This is a genomic window from Megasphaera sp. An286, assembly GCF_002163455.1.
In the GTDB taxonomy this organism is placed as follows: Bacteria; Bacillota; Negativicutes; order Veillonellales; family Megasphaeraceae; genus Megasphaera; species Megasphaera stantonii.
In genome coordinates this window covers 12901-32402 of the sequence record NZ_NFIY01000004.1, presented here as the reverse complement: position 1 = coordinate 32402, position 19502 = coordinate 12901, and the positions used below count along the sequence as shown (strand labels likewise).

General features: G+C 55.2%; 15 protein-coding genes. 1 reads left to right on the top strand and 14 read right to left on the bottom strand.

All coding sequences use genetic code 11. The features are described 5' to 3' along the window. The 14 genes from malQ to B5F80_RS02965 form a co-directional block, all read right to left on the bottom strand. Positions 1–3399, bottom strand: coding sequence for a 4-alpha-glucanotransferase (gene malQ / locus B5F80_RS03030; RefSeq protein WP_087477345.1), 3399 nt, complete (start codon positions 3397–3399; stop codon positions 1–3). 65 nt (positions 3400–3464) lie between these two features. After that, positions 3465–4904 (bottom strand): glycogen synthase GlgA, encoded by a 1440-nt coding sequence (glgA, locus tag B5F80_RS03025; protein ID WP_087477344.1) that lies wholly within the window; start codon positions 4902–4904, stop codon positions 3465–3467. A 40-nt stretch (positions 4905–4944) separates the two neighbouring features. Then, the gene (gene glgB, locus B5F80_RS03020) at positions 4945–6999 is read right to left on the bottom strand and encodes a 1,4-alpha-glucan branching protein GlgB (protein WP_087477343.1); all 2055 of its coding nucleotides are present in this window, start codon (positions 6997–6999) and stop codon (positions 4945–4947) included. A 21-nt stretch (positions 7000–7020) separates the two neighbouring features. Further along, positions 7021–9450, bottom strand: a complete 2430-nt coding sequence (locus B5F80_RS03015) for a glycogen/starch/alpha-glucan phosphorylase (protein ID WP_087477342.1) — start codon at positions 9448–9450, stop codon at positions 7021–7023. A gap of 19 nt (positions 9451–9469) precedes the next feature. Beyond that, complete coding sequence (glgD, locus tag B5F80_RS03010; protein ID WP_239386290.1) at positions 9470–10585, bottom strand: glucose-1-phosphate adenylyltransferase subunit GlgD; 1116 nt, start codon at positions 10583–10585, stop codon at positions 9470–9472. A gap of 3 nt (positions 10586–10588) precedes the next feature. Next, positions 10589–11740, bottom strand: a complete 1152-nt coding sequence (locus tag B5F80_RS03005; protein ID WP_087477341.1) for a glucose-1-phosphate adenylyltransferase — start codon at positions 11738–11740, stop codon at positions 10589–10591. A 314-nt stretch (positions 11741–12054) separates the two neighbouring features. Then, positions 12055–12300 carry a DUF4911 domain-containing protein gene (locus tag B5F80_RS03000; RefSeq protein ID WP_087477340.1) on the bottom strand — a complete coding sequence of 82 codons (246 nt, stop codon included), beginning with the start codon at positions 12298–12300 and terminating at the stop codon, positions 12055–12057. Beyond that, entirely contained in the window at positions 12293–13516 is a 1224-nt protein-coding gene (locus B5F80_RS02995; RefSeq protein WP_087477445.1) for a U32 family peptidase, read from the bottom strand. Before B5F80_RS02995 ends, B5F80_RS03000 begins: the two co-directional genes overlap by 8 nt. A gap of 18 nt (positions 13517–13534) precedes the next feature. Continuing rightward, positions 13535–14125, bottom strand: coding sequence for an O-methyltransferase (locus tag B5F80_RS02990; RefSeq protein ID WP_087477339.1), 591 nt, complete (start codon positions 14123–14125; stop codon positions 13535–13537). Then, entirely contained in the window at positions 14122–15198 is a 1077-nt protein-coding gene (mltG, locus tag B5F80_RS02985; RefSeq protein ID WP_087477338.1) for an endolytic transglycosylase MltG, read from the bottom strand. Before mltG ends, B5F80_RS02990 begins: the two co-directional genes overlap by 4 nt. 75 nt (positions 15199–15273) lie before the next feature. Then, on the bottom strand, positions 15274–15711 hold the full coding sequence (locus B5F80_RS02980) for a hypothetical protein (RefSeq protein ID WP_087477337.1): 438 nt from the start codon (positions 15709–15711) through the stop codon (positions 15274–15276). Positions 15712–15797: 86 nt separating this feature from the next. Continuing rightward, entirely contained in the window at positions 15798–16205 is a 408-nt protein-coding gene (locus B5F80_RS02975; protein ID WP_087477336.1) for a hypothetical protein, read from the bottom strand. Between the two features lie 127 nt (positions 16206–16332). Beyond that, entirely contained in the window at positions 16333–18159 is a 1827-nt protein-coding gene (locus tag B5F80_RS02970; RefSeq protein ID WP_087477335.1) for a DUF4127 family protein, read from the bottom strand. Positions 18160–18217: 58 nt separating this feature from the next. Then, positions 18218–18883, bottom strand: a complete 666-nt coding sequence (locus tag B5F80_RS02965; protein ID WP_087477334.1) for a trimeric intracellular cation channel family protein — start codon at positions 18881–18883, stop codon at positions 18218–18220. A 77-nt stretch (positions 18884–18960) separates the two neighbouring features. Between B5F80_RS02965 and tadA the strand changes: the two genes are divergently transcribed. Beyond that, entirely contained in the window at positions 18961–19416 is a 456-nt protein-coding gene (gene tadA, locus B5F80_RS02960; protein ID WP_087477333.1) for a tRNA adenosine(34) deaminase TadA, read from the top strand. Positions 19417–19502 lie beyond the last annotated feature (86 nt).

Sequence of the window (19502 nt, the reverse complement as noted above, 5' to 3'; positions counted from 1 at the left end):
TTACCGTCCGTATTCTTTGCATAATTCAGACAGCCATTTGGCGATGTCCAGCTTGAGCATGCCGCCGTCCATCTGCCACTGCCAGTTTCCTTCGGCAACGCCGGGTACGTTCATGCGGCAGTTTCCCGGCAGGGCCAGTATGTCCTGCAGGGGTACGACGGCCGTTTCGGCGCGGCGGCTGTAAACGTAGGCGATGACGGCGCGGACGACAGCTTCCGGCGCGGCGTCGTCCGGCAGGCCCAAGGCCTGGCGCAGCTGTAGCCGTTCCGATTCGTCCAGGTCTTCTTCATACCAGCCCAGCGTCGTGTTGTTGTCGTGCGTTCCCGTGTAGACGAGACAGTTCGGCTCTGTATCAAAGGAATACCGGCCGTCGGCCCGTTCTGCCATGTGGAAATGGAGTATCTTCATGCCTGGCAGGCGCAGGGCGTCTTTCAGGGCGCATACGTCGTCCGTAATGATGCCCAGATCCTCCGCCACCATGGGCAGGAAACCGAGCTCTTTATACACGGCACGGAACAGGTCGAGGCCCGGCCCTTTGACCCAGGCGCCTTCGCGGGCCGTCTTGGCTTCGGCGGGCACAGCCCAGTACGATTCGAGGCCGCGGAAATGGTCGATGCGCACTTCGTCTACAAACTGGTATATCGCGCGGAACCGCTCTACCCACCAGCGATAGCCGTCGGCAGCCATGGCCTCGTAGTCGTACAGCGGATTGCCCCACAGCTGGCCGTCGACGCTGAAATAATCAGGCGGCACGCCGGCGACGGCCGTAGGATTTCCGCCTTCGTCCAGCTGGAACAGCTCCTGATGAGCCCAGCAGTCGGCGCTGTTGTGAGCGACAAACATGGGCATGTCGCCGAGGATCTGCACGCCGTTGTCATGGGCATATTTCCGCAGGGACTGCCACTGGCAGTAGAAAATATACTGCAAGAATTTATAATGGGATATAGCGCCGGACAATTCTTTTTTATAATAGGCTACGCCGTCGGCAGCGTGGCAGCGGATGTTGTCGGGCCATTCTGTCCAGACCTTGCCGCCGAAGAAATCGCTGACGGACCGGAACAAGGCGTAGTCGTCGAGCCAGTAGGCGTTTTCCTTGCAGAAATCGGCATAAGGCGACCACGGCACGTTCAGGTCTTTCTTATGGGACATGCGCCAGAGCGCGTCCTTCTTGACCTTCCAGGCTTCGTCCCAGGATTTCGTCTTCCCGACAGCTTCTTTATATTCGCACAGCTCTTCAGCAGACAGCCATCCCCATTCGTGCAGCACGTCGAGGGAAATGAGCCGTTCGTTCCCGGCAAAGGCCGATCGGGCCAGATAGGGCGAATCGCCCATGAGCGGCGGCGTCAGCGGCAGGATCTGCCATAGGCTCTGGCCGGCCGTCTTGAGAAAATCGATAAACCGATAGGCGTTGGGTCCCAGGTCGCCGTTCCCGCCTGCCGAAGGCAGCGACGTCGGATGCAGGAGGACGCCGGCCCGTTTTTTGCGGGCTTCCTGCCCTTTCAGGATGACGGCGCTCAGAGGCGGCAGCGTCAGGGTGAAGCGGCTGTTGATCGTGCGGATAGGCTTCATGCGGGGATACAAAGCGTTGGTCAGCTCGCCGTAGGCCAATCCGTTCGTGTACACGCTGACCGTCCGCAAGGACGTGGTGTTTTTATTCATGACGATAATAAAAAAGCCGTCTTCTTTTTTCTGGCCGAATATATCCCGGCCGCCTTCAATACTGCGGGCGTAAGCGAAGACATCGCCGTCGGCGTACAGCGGGATGAAACGGCCCGTCCGCAGGGCGTCGCTGCGGCGGCGCAGTCCTGTCAGCTCTTTCGTCCACGACAGGATTTCTTCGTCCTCATGCCCCCATGGATAGGTGCGGCGGTTGTCCGGGTCCTTTCCGCCGGTCACGCCGGCTTCGTCGCCGTAATAAATACAGGGCGCGCCGGGCATCGTCATCTGCCAGGCCAGAAGCAGGTGCAGGCGCTTCTTGGCGATGTCCTCAGCCGAGAGCGTATTCGTATCGGCGTCCTTGGCCAGGACCGTCAGGATGCGTTCGATATCGTGGCTGCCGATGAGGTTGAGCATGGCGTAAAAGTGCTCAGGCGGATAATTCTCAATGAGGTGGGTCATTTCAGCCAGCATGCGCCGTCCTTCCTTGCGCCCCATGATGAAATCGACGGCAATCGTCCGCAAGGCGTAGTTCATGGCGCTGTCGAGCTCATAGCCGCACAGGTATTCGCGCTGTTCGCCGTAGCTGATCTTATTCGACGCGTCTTCCCACACTTCTCCAATGAGCACGGCCTCGGGGTTTTCTTCCTTCAGCGTCTTATAGAAATCGCGGAGAAACGCCGCCGGCAGCTCGTCGACGACGTCGAGACGCCAGCCGCTGATGCCCTGGCGCATCCAGTAGCGCAGCACGCTGTCGTCGTTATGGATGACAAAATCCATATACGACGGCTCTGTTTCCTCTACGTTTGGCAAATCCATGACGCCCCACCACGACTCGTAGTCGTTCGGGTATTCCTTAAACCGGTACCACGAATAGTACGGCGATTCCTTGGACTGGTAGGCGCCGACGCTGTCGTAATGGCCGAAGCGGTTGAAATAAATGCTGTCGGCCCCCGTATGGCTGAACACGCCGTCCAGGATGACGGCCAGACCCTCGTCCTTAGCTGCCCGGCAGAACGCGGCAAACTCTTCGTTCGTCCCCAGGAAGGGATCGACGCGGTGGTAATCGGCCGTGCTGTAGCGATGGTTCGTGCAGCTTTCAAAAATAGGGTTGAGGTAAATCGCCGTAACGCCTAATTCTTTCAGATACGAAAACTTTTCCCGGATACCCGCCAGGTTGCCGCCGTAAAAATCGTAAAAGGCAATCTCTCCCGTATCGGGGTTCTTCCAATAGGCCGGTATGTCGTCCCAGTCGCTGTGAATGACGGCGCCCGTCTTGCCCGTAAGCACCGCCGTCGTGTCCTTGCCGCGGCGGAACCGGTCGGGAAAAATCTGATAGACGATGGCATTCTTGAACCAGTCCGGCGTCTTGACGTCCTTATCGTATACGGTAATCTGATAGGACGGCGGCTCCTGAGCCGTAATGCGGCCCTTGCCGCCGAGCTGCTCGTGGTTATTGCCGTAATAGACGGTCTTGCCGTCGTAGGAAACGATGAAATAGTACCAAAGGAGGCACCCCTTATCCGGCATGGTCAGCGTCGCCTTGAAGGCCTCGCCTTCCCAGGTCATGGGAACGATCGTTTCGCCGGCGTTGCTCTGCCACAGGCGCACGCTGGCCTGCCAGTTTTCTTCTATATTTTTGTCGGCCCGCAGGCGCAGGACGACCTGGCTGCCCGAGGGAACGGCGCCGAAAACAGAGCGGCAATAAAATTCATGTGAATTGTGATACAGTCCTAAATCCATGAAATCTCCTTTTTTGTAAAATCCCCCGCCGAGCAAGTACGGCGGGGGATTTGGCTGTATTGTTCTTATCGGTTCAATACCTTTTTGTACAAGTCTGCATACGCCTGAGCCGAACGCTTCCAGCTGTAGTCGCTTTCCATGGCGTTCTTGACGATGTGATCCCACAAGGCAGTATCTTCGTAGTATCCCAAAGCCGTCTTTGCCGTAAACAACAGTTCATGAGCATTGAAGTTCGGGAACGTCAGACCGTTGCCCTGATTTTTGTATTTATCAAAGGGAACGACGGTGTCTCGCAGGCCGCCCGTTTCGCGGACGACGGGCACGGCGCCGTATCTCAGGGCGATGAGCTGACTCAGTCCGCACGGTTCATACCGCGAGGGCATGAGGAAGATATCCGCCGCCGCATAGACGCGGTGCGCCAGGCCTTCGTTGAACATGATGTTGGCCGATACCTTTGTCGGATAGCGGCGGGCCAAATCGCGGAAGGCTTCTTCATACTGCCAGTCGCCGGTCCCGACGATAACCAGCTGTACGTCGTCTTCGACGAGCTCGTCCATAATGCGCGTTACCAAATCCATGCCCTTGTCTTCGACGAGGCGCGATACCATGGCGACCATGGGCACGCCGCGCTTGATGCGCAGCCCCAATTCCTTGCGCAGGGCGTCCTTGTTGACGCGCTTGCCGGCGCGGGCGTCCTTCGACGTATACGTTTGGGCAATATAGGGGTCCGTTTCGGGATTATAGGCATCTTCGTCGAGGCCGTTGATAATGCCGACGACCTTGTCCTGATTGCTGCGGATATAGCCGTCCAGCCGTTCGCCGAAGTACGGATAGGTAATTTCCTGAGCGTACGTCGGGCTGACCGTCGTGATGTAGTCGGCGTAGACCATGCCCGATTTCATGTAGTTCACGCAGTCGTCGCATTCCAGATTGCCATTGTCGAACAAGTGCTGCGGCAGGCCGATGATATCCTGCATGATAGACGCCGGATAAATCCCCTGATATTTCAGGTTATGAATGGTATAGACGAATTTCATATTCTTGTAGAAATCGTCATGGTAGAAATCTTCCTTCAAGAAGACGCCCAGCATACCCGTATGCCAGTCGTTGCCGTGAATGATGTCGGGCTGGAAGCCGATGCGCGGCAGCATCGTCAGCACGGCGCGGCAGAAATAGGCGAACCGTTCGTCGTCGTCGGCATAGCCGTACAGGCGGTCGCGCTTGAAGTACCATTCATTGTCGATGAAATATACCTTGACGCCGTCCATATCGATTTCGTCGACGCCGTAGTACAGCTGACGCCAGGCCAGGTTGACGATCCCCGTCGTCACCTGCTTCATCTGCTGCTTTGCTTCGTCTTTAATCAGGCTGTATTTCGGAATGACCAGGCGGACGTCCATGCCCTTGGCGGCCAATTCCTTCGGTAAAGCGCCCATGACGTCGGCTAAGCCGCCCGTCTTGATAAAAGGCACGGCTTCTGACGCCACGAATAATATTTTTTCCATCTTAACTCCCCCACTTTCCCTTTGGAATGCAGTTTACTATTTATTTCGCCGCGTCGCTTTTCGTCGTCTTTTTAACGGCGCGTTTTCTCGTCGTCTTGGAAGCTGGTTTCTTTTCGCTGCTCTTGGCCTTTTTAGCCGAGCCAGTCGTCTTCCGCGTCTTGGCAGTACTGCTGCCAGCCTTCAGAGATTTTTTTTTATCGGCCGACGTCTTGAGCTGTAAATATATAGTCGCCAGCGGCGGCAGCGTCAGCTCCAGAGACTGTTCCATGCCGTGCATGGGAATATCCTGCGCTTCAAATTCGCCTTCGTTGAGGACGTTGGAGCCGCCGAAGGCTTCGGAATCGCTGTTGAATACTTCGACATACGTCCCCTTGCGCGGCACGCCGAAGCGGTACGAATGGCGGACGACAGGTGTGAAGTTGCATACGACGACGGTCATGTCGTCTGTTTCCTGGCCGCTGCGGAAGAAAGCGATGACGCTGTTGTCGCGGTCGTCGCAGCTGATCCACGAAAAGCCCGACCAGTCGCAGTCTTCTTCCCAGAATTCAGGATGCTCTACATAATACGTATTCAGCTCCTTGACGTAGTCGTGCATGGCCTTGTGCATGGGATATTCGAGCAGATGCCAGTCGAGGCTGTCGTCGTATTTCCATTCGATGAACTGGCCGAAGTCGCTGCCCATGAACAGGAGCTTCTTGCCGGGATGAGACATCCAGTAGCCGTAGAAAGCCCGCAGGCCGGCAAATTTCTGCCAGTAGTCGCCGGGCATCTTGTCCAAGAGCGAGTGCTTGCCGTGGACGACTTCGTCGTGCGACAAAGGCAGGATGAAGTTTTCCGAAAAGGCGTAGCACAGGGAAAACGTAACGAGATTGTGATTATCCTTGCGGAACAGCGGGTCCATGGACATGTAGCGGAGCATGTCGTTCATCCAGCCCATATTCCACTTATAGTTGAATCCCAGGCCGCCGACGTCGACAGGCTTGGTCACCAGCGGCCAGGCCGACGATTCTTCGGCAATCATGAGGGCATGGGGAAATTCGCTGAACACAGCTTTATTTAAATTGCGCAGGAAGTCGATGGCTTCGAGGTTTTCCCGGCCGCCGTACTTATTGGGCTGCCAATTTCCATCGGGATGGCCGTAGTCGAGATACAGCATGTTGGCCACGGCGTCGATGCGCAGGCCGTCGATGTGGAACTGGCTGAGCCAGAACATGGCGCTGGAAATGAGGAAGGACTGTACTTCCGTCCGTCCATAGTCGAAATTCATCGTATCCCATTCTTTGTTTTCTGCCAGCATGGGGTTGCCCGATTCATAGCAGGGCTCGCCGTCGAAATAGCGCAGACCGTGGGCATCGCGGCAGAAATGGCCCGGCACCCAGTCGAGGATGACGCCGATGCCGTGCTTATGGCATGTGTCGACGAGGTACATGAAGTCTTCCGGCTCGCCGTAGCGGCTCGTCGCCGAGAAGTACCCCGTCGCCTGATAGCCCCACGAGCCGTCGAAGGGATATTCGCACAGTGGCATGATTTCGATGTGCGTATAGTTCATAGACGTGACGTATTCCACGAGCTTGTCGGCGATTTCGCGGTACGTCAGCATATTGCCTTCTTCGTCGCGGCACCACGAGCCGAGATGCACTTCGTAGGTCAGCATAGGCTTGCGGTACGAGTCGTACTGCTCGCGGCTGTTCTGCCATTTTTTGTCCTTCCACGTATAGCGGAGCTTGGTGATTTTAGAGGCCGTGTTGGGGCGCACTTCCGACCAGAAGGCATAGGGATCGCTCTTCATGAGCACTTCGCCAGACGCCGTCGTAACGGCGTATTTGTAAATATCCCCTTCCTGCAGGCCCTCGATATACGTAACCCAGATGCCGTTGCCGGCGCCGCACCGTTCCATAGGATTGGCTTCTATGTCCCACTGGTTGAAATCGCCGACGACGCTTACCTTCTGGGCATGAGGAGCCCATACGGAAAAGCGCACGCACGATCTGCGGCGGAGAACGGTAAAATGAGCGCCGAACAAACGGTAGCTGGCGTAGTTTGTTCCCTGATGGTACAGAAACGTACCGTATTCGTCAATTGCACTGAGTTTCATGTAAGCATTCCCCCTGACTGATTATACCTTGACGGATTTAATACGCCAAATGTCAGATGCATACTGCTGAATCGTCCTGTCGCTGGAGAAGTAGCCCGAATGGGCGATATTGATGGCGCTGGAATGGAACCACTGCTTTTGGTTTGCGTAGCGGCGGGATATTTCCGTATGGGCCTCGCAATAAGCGGCGAAATCCTTGAGGACGAAGAATTCGTCGTTGCGGTCCAGCAGCGATTCGTACAGCATGCCGAAATGTTCGCCGTTGATGGAACCGTCTACGAGCGAGTTCATGAGCTGGCGGATGCGCGGGTCCGAGCTGTACATATTCCACGACGAATAGCCGCCGTGCATGTAGTAATTCATGACTTCTTCCGCCCGCAGGCCGAAGATGACGCAGTGTTCCATGCCGACTTCGCGGCAGATTTCTACGTTGGCCCCGTCCATCGTGCCCAGCGTAATGGCCCCGTTCATCATGAATTTCATATTGCCCGTGCCGGACGCTTCCTTGCCGGCCGTGGAGATCTGCTCGCTCACGTCGGCCGCCGGGAACAGGAGCTGTCCCAAGGAGACGTTGTAGTTTTCCAGGAACAGTACCTTCAGCTGCTTGTTCACCTGCTTGTCGCGGTTGATCATATTGGCCACGACGTTGATAAGCTTGATCGTCTGCTTGGCTTCGCCGTAGCCCGCCGCAGCCTTGCCGCCGAACAGGAACGTGTGCGGGCGGACGCGCAGGTCCGGATTTGCTTTCAGCGTATAGTACAGGTGAAGGATGCCGAGGATATTCAACAGCTGCCGTTTGTATAGATGAATGCGCTTGATCTGAATGTCGAAAATCGAATCGACGGCGATATTCGTATCGTATTCCTTCTTGATATAGTCAGCCAGAATTTCCTTGCGGGCTTTCTTCACCTTAGCCAGCTTATCCAGGAAGGCGCTGTCGCTGGAGACGGTCTTCAAGCGGATGAGCTTGGACGGTTCGAGGCGCCATTCGTCGCCGATGGCTTCATCGATGAGGTTCGACAGCTGCGGATTGGCTTCGATAAGCCAGCGGCGGTGCGTAACGCCGTTGGTCTTGTTGGAGAAACGGTTCGGGAAAATCGTATAGAACTGATGGAGCGTCGAATCCTTCAGGATCTGCGAGTGGATTTCCGCAACGCCGTTGACGCTGTGGCTGCCCAATACGGACAAATGAGCCATGTGAACCTGGCCGTCCCAAAGGATGGCTACGCTGCGGGCCTTGTTTTCGTCGCCCGGATAGAGGCGGCGCACTTCCTTGAGCCAGCGGTTGTTGATTTCTTCGACGATGAGATAAATGCGCGGCAGGAGCGACTGGAACATGGGGATAGACCATTTTTCCATGGCTTCCGGCAAAATCGTGTGATTCGTATAAGCCACGGTGCGGCACGTAATATCCCATGCGTCTTCCCAGGCCATGCCTTCCTCGTCGAGGAGGATGCGCATCAGTTCCGGCACGACCAGAGCCGGATGAGTGTCGTTGATGTGGATGGCGATGTACTGGTCGAACTTGTACATGCTTTCCTTGTATTTTCTCTTATAGTGGCGTACGATACTCTGCAGGCCTGCCGAAACCATGAAGTATTCCTGCATCAGGCGCAGGCGGCGGCCTTCTTCCGTGCTGTCTTCCGGATAGAGGAAGCGGGAAATGAGCTGTACGTTGTTCTTGTAACGGAACGCCCGGTGGCGGTCGCCGAGGGTCAGCTCGCGGTACAAATCTTCCCGGGAGTATTCGGCCCGCCACAGGCGCAGCGTATTGACGGTGTCGTTATGATAGCCAATGACAGGAACGTCGTACGGGACGGCGCGGACAGACGAATAATTTTCGTGAACGCATTCGAGCTCTCCGTCTTCCGTCGGCCGCATGTAGGCGTTGCCGCCGAAGCGGACGTTTACGGCCTTATCTACTCGCTTGACTTCCCAGGGATAGCCGTTGACCAGCCAGTTGTCAGGAAGCTCTACCTGCTGGCCGTCGACGATGCGCTGGTTGAACAGCCCGTACTGGTAGCGGATGCTGCATCCATGTCCCGGCAGCTGCAGCGCCGCCAGGGAGTCGATGAAGCAGGCTGCCAGACGGCCTAAGCCGCCGTTGCCCAAGCCCGGGTCCCGTTCCTGCGGAACGACGTCTTCCAGCTTCCAGCCCAGATCTTCCAAGCCCTGCCGGCAAATGTCTTCCAAGCCGATGCCGATGAGGTTGGACTGGAGCAAGCGTCCCAGCAAAAATTCAATCGAGAAATAATAGACCTGTTTCGCCTTTTGCTCGGCGTACACTTCGTTCGTACGAATCCAATCTTCACTGACCAAGTCGCGTATCATGTAGGCAATCGTCTGGTATACTTCGTTGAGCGTCAGATCTCTGAGCTCTTTTTCCCACAAGACATGCGCCTTTTCAGTAAATATCTTCTTGAATTCTTCCTTATCCTGCCATTTTTTCATTGTTCTTCTATACCTCTTCTTAAATTACAGTGCATTTTCCGATGCACAGCGGTTTGTCCTTGGTGCCGGACAAAATGGCCTCGGGCTGCACTACGGCGTTCTTATCGCATACGACGTAGTCGAGCTGGGCGTCGTCGCCGATGCCCGTATGCTGCATGATGATGCTGTTGCGGATGACGGCGTTCTTGCCGACCTTGACCTTACGGAACAAGATGGAATTTTCGACGCGGCCTTCGATAATGCAGCCGTTTGCTACGAGAGAATTGCTGACATGCGATTCTTCCATGTACTTAGCCGGCGCTTCGTCTTTGATCTTCGTGTAGATGTGGTGCTGCTTGTCCTTGAGGAACAAGTCGTGCCACGTCTTGGCGTCGAGCAGGTCCATATTGACCTGGAAGTACGAATCGATGGTGTCGATCCGCTTCGCATATCCTTGATAATTATAACCGAAAATGCGCAGGCGGTCTACATTGCGCTTCAGCACGTCCGTAATCAGGTAGTTGTAGCCCTGCGTATAGGCCTTGCGGATGCAGCTTTCAAAGACCTTGCTGTCGATGAGGACGCCCCGCTGGTACAGGTTTTCGCCGGCCGCCAGCGTTTCCCGCGATTCGATGTCCAGGACGCGGTCGTTTTCGCCGATATTCAGGGCGTAGCCGCTGCGGTTAAATTCGTATTTCTGCTTCTGGTAAACGAGGGTGACGTCGGCGTTGTGACGGCGATGGAAATGGAGCACTTCGTCGTAATCGATGTTCTGCACCATGTCGCAGCCCGTCAGCAAGATATACGGCTTATTGCCCCGTTCGACGAACATGAGGTTTTTATAATAAGCCGGTACGTCGCCTTCCGTAGGATGAACGACGTCTTCTACTTCTTCCGGCAGATAGAACAAGCCGTCTCCTTTGCGGGCCAGGCCCCATTCCTTACCTGAGCGGATATGGTCCAATACGGAGCGCGACTGGGCCGACAACAAGAGTCCGACCTGCGATACGCCGGCGTTGACCAAATTGGACAGCGTAAAGTCGATGAGGCGGAATTTGCCGCCTACGGGAATGGTCGCCAAGGGCCGTTTTTCATTGAGCTCGCGGAGCGGGCTTTCGTTTCTAAGGTTAATTATTGCAATCATGTTGCTGTTCATATGTTATGCCTCCCCTTTTTTAGCTGCCAGCTTTTCTTCGTTTCTGCCCAATACGGCGATAGAGCCGTCTTCGTTCTGTACGACGGCGCCGTCATGGATGACGCAGCGTTCGCCGATAATCGCCTTGTCGACGACGGCGCCCTTCTTGATGACCGTGCCCGGCAGGATGACGGAATTGCTTACCTTTGCGCCTTTTTCAATCGTCACGTCATAGAAGATGATCGAGTTTATGACGTTGCCCAGGATAGCCGAGCCTTCGGCGACGATAGAGCTCTTGGCGCTGCCTTCGGGTCCTACGAAATGAGGCGGCATGCTCTGGCTGGCAGAATAAATACGCCATGCCGGATTGTTCAGGTCGAGGGGCGGTTCGTCGGCAATGAGGTCCATATTGGCCTGCCACAGGCTGTCGATCGTTCCGACGTCCTTCCAATAGCCTTCAAAGGGATAGGCGTACAGGGGCAGCTTGTCCTTCAGCATAGCGGGAATGACGTTTTTGCCAAAGTCGTGTTCCGATTTTTCATCCTTCGCGTCGGCTTTCAAATAGCTTTCCAATACGTCGCGGTCGAAGATATAAATGCCCATGGAAGCCAGGTTGCTTTCGGGCTTGGCCGGTTTTTCCTGGAATTTATTGATGCGCATCGTTTCGTCGGCGACCATGATGCCGAAGCGGCTGGCTTCGTCCCAGGGAACGCGGATCGTCGCGATGGTGACTTTCGCCTGATGCTTTTTGTGGAAGGCCAGCATCTTAGCGTAGTCCATAGAATAGATATGGTCGCCCGACAAGATGAGGACGTAGTCGTCTCCGACCATTTCGACGAAATTCAAGTTCTGATAAATAGCGTCGGCCGTGCCGCGGTACCAGTTGGAACCGCCGTCGCTTTCATACGGCGGCAGGATATATGCACCGCCCCGATCGGAATCCAAGTCCCACGAGCTGCCGTTGCCGACATACCAGTTCAGTTCCAGCGGCTGGTACTGGGTCAGGATGCCGACGGTGTTGATGCCGGAGTTGCGGCAGTTACTGAGCGGAAAGTCGATAATGCGGTATTTGCCACCGAACAAGAGTCCGGGCTTGGCCTGATCTTTCGTCAGGACGCCCAGACGGCTCCCTCGCCCGCCAGCCAGAATCATTGCCAGACAATTGGATTTTCTCATATAAAATTCCTCCTCACGTCAAGAAAATCCCAGTCATACTCTGTCAAACGCGTGCGTTATGTCTATATGCTATAGGATTTTCTTTTATAAATATACTTCCGCGAATAGCTATGCATATTTTAAATAATATACGCTAATTATACAACATTTTGCCAAGAAAATTAAGAGTAAATCGCGCTGCAAATTACGTCTTTTTCACAGATATTATTGACTTTTTACGGAAAGATTACCGTTTCGCAACAAAAAACCGCCTCTGCCAAGCAGACGCGGTTCCGTAACTTTTCATGCATATTAAATATTTATAAATTGATAATTTATTCTTTCCCTGCTTGCCAACGACAGGCTTCCTCATGCGAAAGCAAGGTGACAGGAAAGGGCAGAGACAGCAGGACGTCCCGCGTCTCCGCCGCCGTATCGGCCGTCGTCCGCACGAAGCCGACGCCAGCTTTTCCATCTATTGCAGTAACGACGCCCAAATACTCGCAGCCCTCAAGAATCCGCGTGAGATACGTCATTTCCTGCGGAGGAATGCGGAAATACACCCATTCCGGCTCAAGCATGGCGTTTCATCTCCCGGCGCATCATAGAATAGGCCTCCAACGGCTCGTCTACGGGAACGGCGACGACCTGCTGGGCATGGCGGGCCGCGTCGAGGTCCTGTCCGTCTTCATCGAGAATCCGGCTGATAGTGCAGCGAATCAGCTTTCCCTTAGGCTGGAGAAATTCGACGGTCTGTCCGACTTTGAAATGGTTGCGCTGCTCAATCCAGGCCAGCTTCCGCTCTGCATCATACGAGCGGACGAGGCCGATGAATTCATGAGTCTGCGTATTGCTCGAATGGCTGTACACCTGATCGGCTTCCGTCGGACGGGACACGGAAAAGCCCCGCGTATAGGGGCGGTGAGAAATTTTTTCCAATTCTTCTACCCATTCAGGCAGGACGCGGAAATGTTCCGGGTCCCGTTCATAGGCGTCGATGGCCTGACGGTATACCTTGACGACCGTCGCGACGTAGTGAACGCTCTTCATGCGCCCCTCGATTTTCAGGCTGCACAAGCCGGCGTTGTACAAGTCGGGCAGATACGGCAGAAGGCACAGGTCCTTGGAATTGAAGATATACGTGCCCCGTTCGTCTTCCATGACCGGGAAATACTGGCCCGGCCGCTTTTCTTCGACGACGTTGTACTTAAACCGGCAGCACTGGACGCACTGGCCTCGGTTGGAATCGCGGTTTTCCGTAAAGTAATTGCTCAGCAGGCAGCGCCCCGAATAGGAAATGCACATCGCACCGTGCACGAAGCCTTCCAGCTCGACGGGCACCTTATCGTGAATGGCCTTTACGTCCTTTAAGCTGACCTCGCGGGCCATGACGACGCGCTTTGCGCCGGCATCATGCCAAAACTTCGCCGACGCCCAGTTGGTCACGTTGGCCTGCGTCGAAATATGAACGGGCAAGTCGGGTACGATTTGCCGGGCCAGGCTAAAAATACCGGGGTCGGCGATGAGCACGGCGTCGACATGAATATCCCGCAGGCTGGTCAAGTATTCGGGCAAACCGTTTAAGTCGGCGTTGTGGGGAAAGATATTGACGGTCACGTGAACCTTCTTCCCCAACTCGTGGGCGTAGCGGACAGCTTCTTCCATTTCTTCCAGGGAAAAATTGTCGCTGAAAGCCCGCAGCCCAAACGACTTGCCGCCTAAATACACGGCGTCAGCCCCGTACAGCAGGGCCATTTTCAATTTATCCATATTGCCGGCCGGAGCCAGCAACTCCATTTTCTGCATGCGTATTATCTATCCTTTCCATCGGGAAACGGTCATGCCGTCTCCATTTTCAAAAAATACCGATTCAAAACGGTCATCGTCATAGATCATGTCCAAAAATTCGTGCAGGCGGCCTATGGCCGTGCGGTGCTTATGAGGTACCGTCCCTTCGATATAAAACATATCATGATAGCTTATATTATCGGCTACGACGACGGCGCCGGGCCGCAGCTTGGGCATGATTTTTGCCAGCTGCCGCGAATACTGGCCCTTCGGGCCGTCGAGGAAAACGAAATCCCACGTCTCGTCCAGCTCGTCGAGGAGGGCCGTGCCGTCTCCTTCGAGGAGGCGTATCATCTCTCCATAGGGCGAGCGGCCGATGAAATCCCGGGCCGCGGCAATCCGTTCCGCATCGATTTCAATTGTCGTAATACGGCTTTCCGCCGTAAGGCACGAGGCTATCTGCAAAGTCGAGTACCCAATAGCCGCGCCGACTTCCAAAACCGACGACGGACGAGCCGCCGTCACCAGGCCGCGGAATAAGGGCAGCTCGGCGTCGCGCAAAATCGGAACCTGGTGGATTTTGGCATAGGCCTTCATCTCTGCCCACAGCTCCGTCATGGCATATGCTCCTCTACGTTTTTCATGTGCTCTTCGTACGTCGCGGCAAAGTAGTTGTGGCCGTCTTCATCGGCTACGAAATACAAATACGACGTATGAGGCGCTTTCAGTACGGCGTTCATGCAGTCCATGCCGGGATTGCCGATCGGTCCCGGCGGCAGGCCTTCGTACATATACGTATTATAAGGCGAATCGTAGCGCGTCTCGGCGATGCTGTACGCCGCCTTGTGCGTCCCCATGGCATAGGAAATGCTGGCGTCAGACTGGAGCTTCATGTGCTTGTCCAAGCGGTTGAGGAATACCGAGGCGATGAGGGGCCGGTCCTTTTCGTACTTCGCTTCCTTTTCGATGAGCGATGCCAAGGTGACAAACTGGTAAATAGACAGGTTTTCCTCGTCGATGCCCTTTTTCATTTCCTCCGTCAGATGGTCGTCGAAGTTTTTCAGCATCATCTTGACGATGTCGTCGGCCGTCGCGTTCAGGGGAATAAAATACGTGTCGGGAAAGAGGAAGCCCTCTGTCGGGAAGGTTACGTCGCGATGGCTCTTCATATACGGATAGAGATATTCTTCCTTTTTAGCCGCCGCTAGGAAATCCTTTTCGGAAATTTTTCCCATAGCCGCCACTTCCTTGGCAATGCGCCACACCGTGTAGCCCTCGGGAACGACCAGGCGCAGGGCCTCCGACTTGCCGCTGGTCAGCTTTTCCAGGATAGAGTGGACGCTCATAGACGTATCGATGACGTACTCGCCTTCCTTGATATCGCCGGCCTGCCCCGTAGCCACGGCCGCCGCGCGGAACAGGAGGGGGCTGGCAATATACCCCTGTTCGCTGAGCATATCGGCTACTTCCGACGCCGTCATATCGCTGCGAACATGGACGTAGCCTCGTTTTTCCGGCAGGAAAAGACTCGGCGCGCCATAGGCCGCCGCCACGAAGGCCGCAGATAAAAGAAGCGCGCAAAGAACAGCCCCTGCGGCGCGCCGTTTTCGGCGGCCCGGAGCTGTATTGCGTACTTCCTGCGTTTCCTTATGTTCTTTGTTTTTTTCTGAATACTTATTGTTATGTTCCATAGGCAGTATTATACCGCATTACGGCTGTATTGCCAATGCCCGGAGCCGTCGTTCCGACTCTCCATAGCCATGAGCCTACCGGCGGTCGCCGCGGCGATGAGGCGGTGCCGGACGATGCTTTTTGCCGTCTCTAAACTTCTGACCTCTCTGAGGCGGCGCGAACAATTCCTTCAGCGTATCTTCAGAAATGCCCGTCCTGTCGGGAAGCTTATGCATAAACCGCCGATGGTCCCGCTGCCCCTTCCGTTCAAACCGTTTCATTTCATCATACAGTTTAAAGGCCTGTTCCTGCGTAATCTTGCCGTCCCGTACCATAGCCTGCACGCGATGGGAAAAATCAAAGGTGCTGTGGAACCCCGGTCCTTCCATACCGATGCGGTGCGGCGGAGGCGGCGGGCCGGGACGCATGTCGGCGGCCGAAGCCTGGCTGTTCGGCATGACCGTCATAACGGCGGCTGCAGCGCCTACTAATGCAAAAGATGCCAATTTCTTACGCCATGTTGTCGTTTTCATATGATTCAGCTCCTTCACGCTTTCTGTGGTTTCATATGCCTAGCTGCGCAGGGAGTATAGTCCTCCCCTCGCCCGTCTGATTTCTATTAAGCCCGTCCGCGGCGCGGCGCATCTTTCTTGTCGCCATGGCCCTTCTGGTCGTGCCTGACCGTATCCTTGCCGTTTCTGACGTCGCCCTTCTTAGGCGGCTGCTTCTTCATGACACCGGGCTTCTTTGCATCCTTCTTTACTTCTTTCTTTATGTCTTTTTTATCGGCCTTGCGGTCTTTTTTGACATCTTTCCGAACGTCCTTACGCACGTCTTTCCGGTCTCCCGGCTTCCGCATGTCGTTATCATGCTTAGGCCCGTCCTTTTGAACGGCTTTGACAGGCAGTCTTCCATGGGTCATATCGGCAGCCGAAACCATAGAATACGGCGCGGCTACGACGACGGCCATGACGCCGGTCATAACAGATGCTATAATCTTTTTGCGCAGCGAATCTTTCAATTTCATCGTATATCAGCTCCCTTTATTCAAATACCTTTGGTATATGAATAGTATAGCTAATAATTGTTACAATTTTGTTACAGCACGATGTCATTGTCGGCACAATGCGGCTCGCCGCGCCCTCCCCTTTCGATTACTTAGGAGCCCACGTGCGGTTTTTCTGGGCCGCTTCTTCCTTGGCGTTCAATTCCTGAGCCTGCTTTTCCGCTTCATAGGCGGCTTTCGCGTCGGCTTCGGCATCTTTCAGCCGTTTTTCCAAGGCCGGGTCCACCTTGCCGCCCTTAGCCGCCTTCTTCGCGTCTTCCAGGGCTTTCTTGGCGTCGTTCAGGATTTTTCCCAGACGGTCCAGCTCTTTCTGCTTCAATTTCTGCCGTTCCCGCCATTCCAAATCGACATCGGGCTTATCGTGGACGTCTACGTATACTTCAAACAAGCGGTTCCACGGCAAAGTCACGTCGACTGTCCGCGGGTCGACGCCCAAATACGTGCCGGCATAGCGCTGGAGCTGTTCCTTCGTCAGGCTCTGAAGCTCCCTCATGCCCGTCGGATAATAGCGCTTCACTGTACCGGCTTCCAGCTTCTGGTCCATGCGGGAAATATAGTCGCGCACGTTGGCCTGATAGGCCCAGTTGTCCAGATACTGCGTCGTCAGCATGTCGCGGTGGGCTTCCGGCGTCATATACCGCGACAAGACGCCCTGAGACAAGCCGTAGCCGACGGAATTGCTCGCCGTGTTCCAGCCGTTGTACGCCGCCAAACGGTACATCATCTTGTCCTGATATAAGCCGTATACGAGGGTATTGTCCGAGCCGTTGGAAAAGGCCATATCGACGAGGCTGACGGGAATGCCGGCCTTGACGGCCGTTTCGATCTGCGTCAGGAATTCCCGCGTCGACTGCAGCATGATGGGGAAGTTTTCAAAATTCCCCGATTCGCTCGTCGACGACGTAAGGGGCGTGTTCACTGCCAGCAGTAAATCGGGCCGTTCCGTTTCTGTTACCGTCCCGCCAATCGCCTCGATATGCGCAGCAATCGTCTTGCCGATAGCCTGTCCGTCGTAGCTCGGCACGGTCTTTTCGCCACCGCCCAGGGGGTAAATCACCGTGACCTTGGGATGATAGTTCGTAAAATCATTATTTGCCCGCGTAATGAGCAGCAGCCCCAGCTGGTCTGCGCCGGGGAAAGAGCCGAAGGACGTCTTAGGCACGTCGGCGCCGGCCATTTCCAAATACTTCGATTCGAGGGACGACTGGGTATTGACGGAATTATCGTCATGGCCCAGGCTGTAATATTTGAAAATCCCCTTCTTAGCATCCTGAATAAGGCGGTAATTGATCATCATGTTCTTCTGCCGGCGATTATACCAGTCCTGCAGATATTCCAAAGGAATACGGCGCATGACGGCAAACCAGCTGCTTCGCTCCTGGGGCGTCAGGTTATCTACGTCCATCTTAGCCTGCAGGGCCGCCAGCTGATACATATCCGTCCCCATTTTCAGGTAATAATCAGGCTCTACGCCCTTGCCGCCGGCCCAGGGGCTGCGCATAACGGTGCTGAAAGCGTAAATAGGTACGTTTTTATGAAGCTTATGCAGGTGTTCCACCTTTTCCAGCCGTTCGACGAGGGTTTCCATGTCGAAATTATGCTTCCGCGAATCGACGAGACCGCCGTATACTAGAGAATCAATAGATAAGACCATTGCATCGGCCAGGCCGGCGTTCTCGTTGACCCAGCGCAGGAGCCGGTCCGGCGAACCTTGAAAATTGGACCCGGACAAATATTGCTCCGGCGGCGTAAGAACTGTATATCCCGCGTCTTCCGCCGTGTTGACCGTATACGCCAGATCGACGGGACGATTATCCTGAGGCACATATAAAATCGTCCGCGCCATCGCCGTCGGCCCAACGCTCATGAGCATGGACAAGACGGCGGCGCCTACGGCTTTTTGCCAACCTTTCAAAAGTACCACTTCCTTGTATAATATAATGAAATCATTGTAATGATTATAGCAAACTCCGTTAAAAAATGGAACTCTTCGTCGTCCTGCGCACGCGGGGCAAGTTCCAGTGAAAGCGCACGGCAACTAGCCGCAGGCAGACCGTAAAAGCAAAGCTCAAGGTCGACGCAGCGTATATGGTAAAGCCCCAATAGATGTGCACGGACAGCAATATGCACGCCCCGGCCAAGGCCGCCGTCGCATAAATTTCCTTTTTCAATACGCCCGGTATCTGCCCGGCCAGCACGTCGCGGACGACGCCTCCGCCGACGGCGGTCAGCACGCCGAGGGTGACGTTCAGCACCCAGTACTGGGGATAGTAATAAAATCCCATGAGCGTCCCCGTGACGGTAAAGGAACCCAGGCCGATGGCGTCGCAGACGAGATAGACCGATTCCATTTGATGAATCAGACGCTGACGCGACGACACGTTGACGTAGCGGATAAACAAGACGACGGCGACGATAGAAAGAACGATAATCCATACATACAGCGTCGTGCGGAAGGCCGACGGCGGCGTATGGCCCAGCATCAGGTCGCGGACAATCCCTCCGCCGACAGCCGTCGCAGCCGCCAGGACGAAGATGCCGAATAGATCCATGCGCCGGGAAATCGCCACCAGCGCCCCCGACAAGGCGAAGGCCGACGTTCCCAATATATCAAAAACCTGCCACCAAATAGATTGCATAGGACACCTCGATTTAGTAAAATAATATAATACATACCTTACCATACTATATTATATAGGGAGAATCAAGACACGTCATGACAAAAGACGAATTTTACATGGGCAAAGCCATAGAAGAAGCGAAAATCGCCGCCGCCGTCGGGGAAATTCCCGTAGGCGCCGTCGTCATTTATCAAAAGAAGGCCATTGCCCGGGCCTACAACCTGCGCGAAACCCTGCCCTGCGCCACGGCCCACGCCGAGCTCCTGGCCATCGAAAAAGCTTGCCGGGCTCTGGGCCGCTGGCGGCTCACGGGCTGCACCCTCTACGTCACCGTCGAGCCCTGCCCCATGTGCGCCGGCGCCATCGTCAACAGCCGCCTCGACCGCGTCGTCTACGGCTGCGACGATCCAAAGGGCGGCGCCGTCCGTTCACTGTTTCAAATCGTCGACAATCCGGCCCTGAACCACCGCGTCGAAGTGACGGCCGGCGTCCGGGCCGACGAATGCGCCGCCATCATGCGCGATTTCTTCCGCAGCCGGCGTCGGAAGTAAATAAAACACAACTATCTGTCATAATTGTCACAGTTTCTGCACAGTCCGTTCCTTTGTATTGAAGGGCCTTCCGGCGAAATGCTATA

Coding starts and splice junctions, on each gene's coding strand:
- glgB (WP_087477343.1), bottom strand. CDS start 6,999: ATGAAACTCAGTGCAATTGACGAATACGGTACGTTTCTGTACCATCAG.
- glgA (WP_087477344.1), bottom strand. CDS start 4,904: ATGGAAAAAATATTATTCGTGGCGTCAGAAGCCGTGCCTTTTATCAAG.
- B5F80_RS02990 (WP_087477339.1), bottom strand. CDS start 14,125: ATGACGGAGCTGTGGGCAGAGATGAAGGCCTATGCCAAAATCCACCAG.
- B5F80_RS02965 (WP_087477334.1), bottom strand. CDS start 18,883: ATGCAATCTATTTGGTGGCAGGTTTTTGATATATTGGGAACGTCGGCC.
- B5F80_RS02980 (WP_087477337.1), bottom strand. CDS start 15,711: ATGAAAACGACAACATGGCGTAAGAAATTGGCATCTTTTGCATTAGTA.
- B5F80_RS02975 (WP_087477336.1), bottom strand. CDS start 16,205: ATGAAATTGAAAGATTCGCTGCGCAAAAAGATTATAGCATCTGTTATG.
- glgD (WP_239386290.1), bottom strand. CDS start 10,585: ATGAACAGCAACATGATTGCAATAATTAACCTTAGAAACGAAAGCCCG.
- tadA (WP_087477333.1), top strand. CDS start 18,961: ATGACAAAAGACGAATTTTACATGGGCAAAGCCATAGAAGAAGCGAAA.
- B5F80_RS03000 (WP_087477340.1), bottom strand. CDS start 12,300: ATGCTTGAGCCGGAATGGGTGTATTTCCGCATTCCTCCGCAGGAAATG.
- mltG (WP_087477338.1), bottom strand. CDS start 15,198: ATGGAACATAACAATAAGTATTCAGAAAAAAACAAAGAACATAAGGAA.
- B5F80_RS02995 (WP_087477445.1), bottom strand. CDS start 13,516: ATGGAGTTGCTGGCTCCGGCCGGCAATATGGATAAATTGAAAATGGCC.
- malQ (WP_087477345.1), bottom strand. CDS start 3,399: ATGGATTTAGGACTGTATCACAATTCACATGAATTTTATTGCCGCTCT.
- B5F80_RS03005 (WP_087477341.1), bottom strand. CDS start 11,740: ATGAGAAAATCCAATTGTCTGGCAATGATTCTGGCTGGCGGGCGAGGG.
- B5F80_RS03015 (WP_087477342.1), bottom strand. CDS start 9,450: ATGAAAAAATGGCAGGATAAGGAAGAATTCAAGAAGATATTTACTGAA.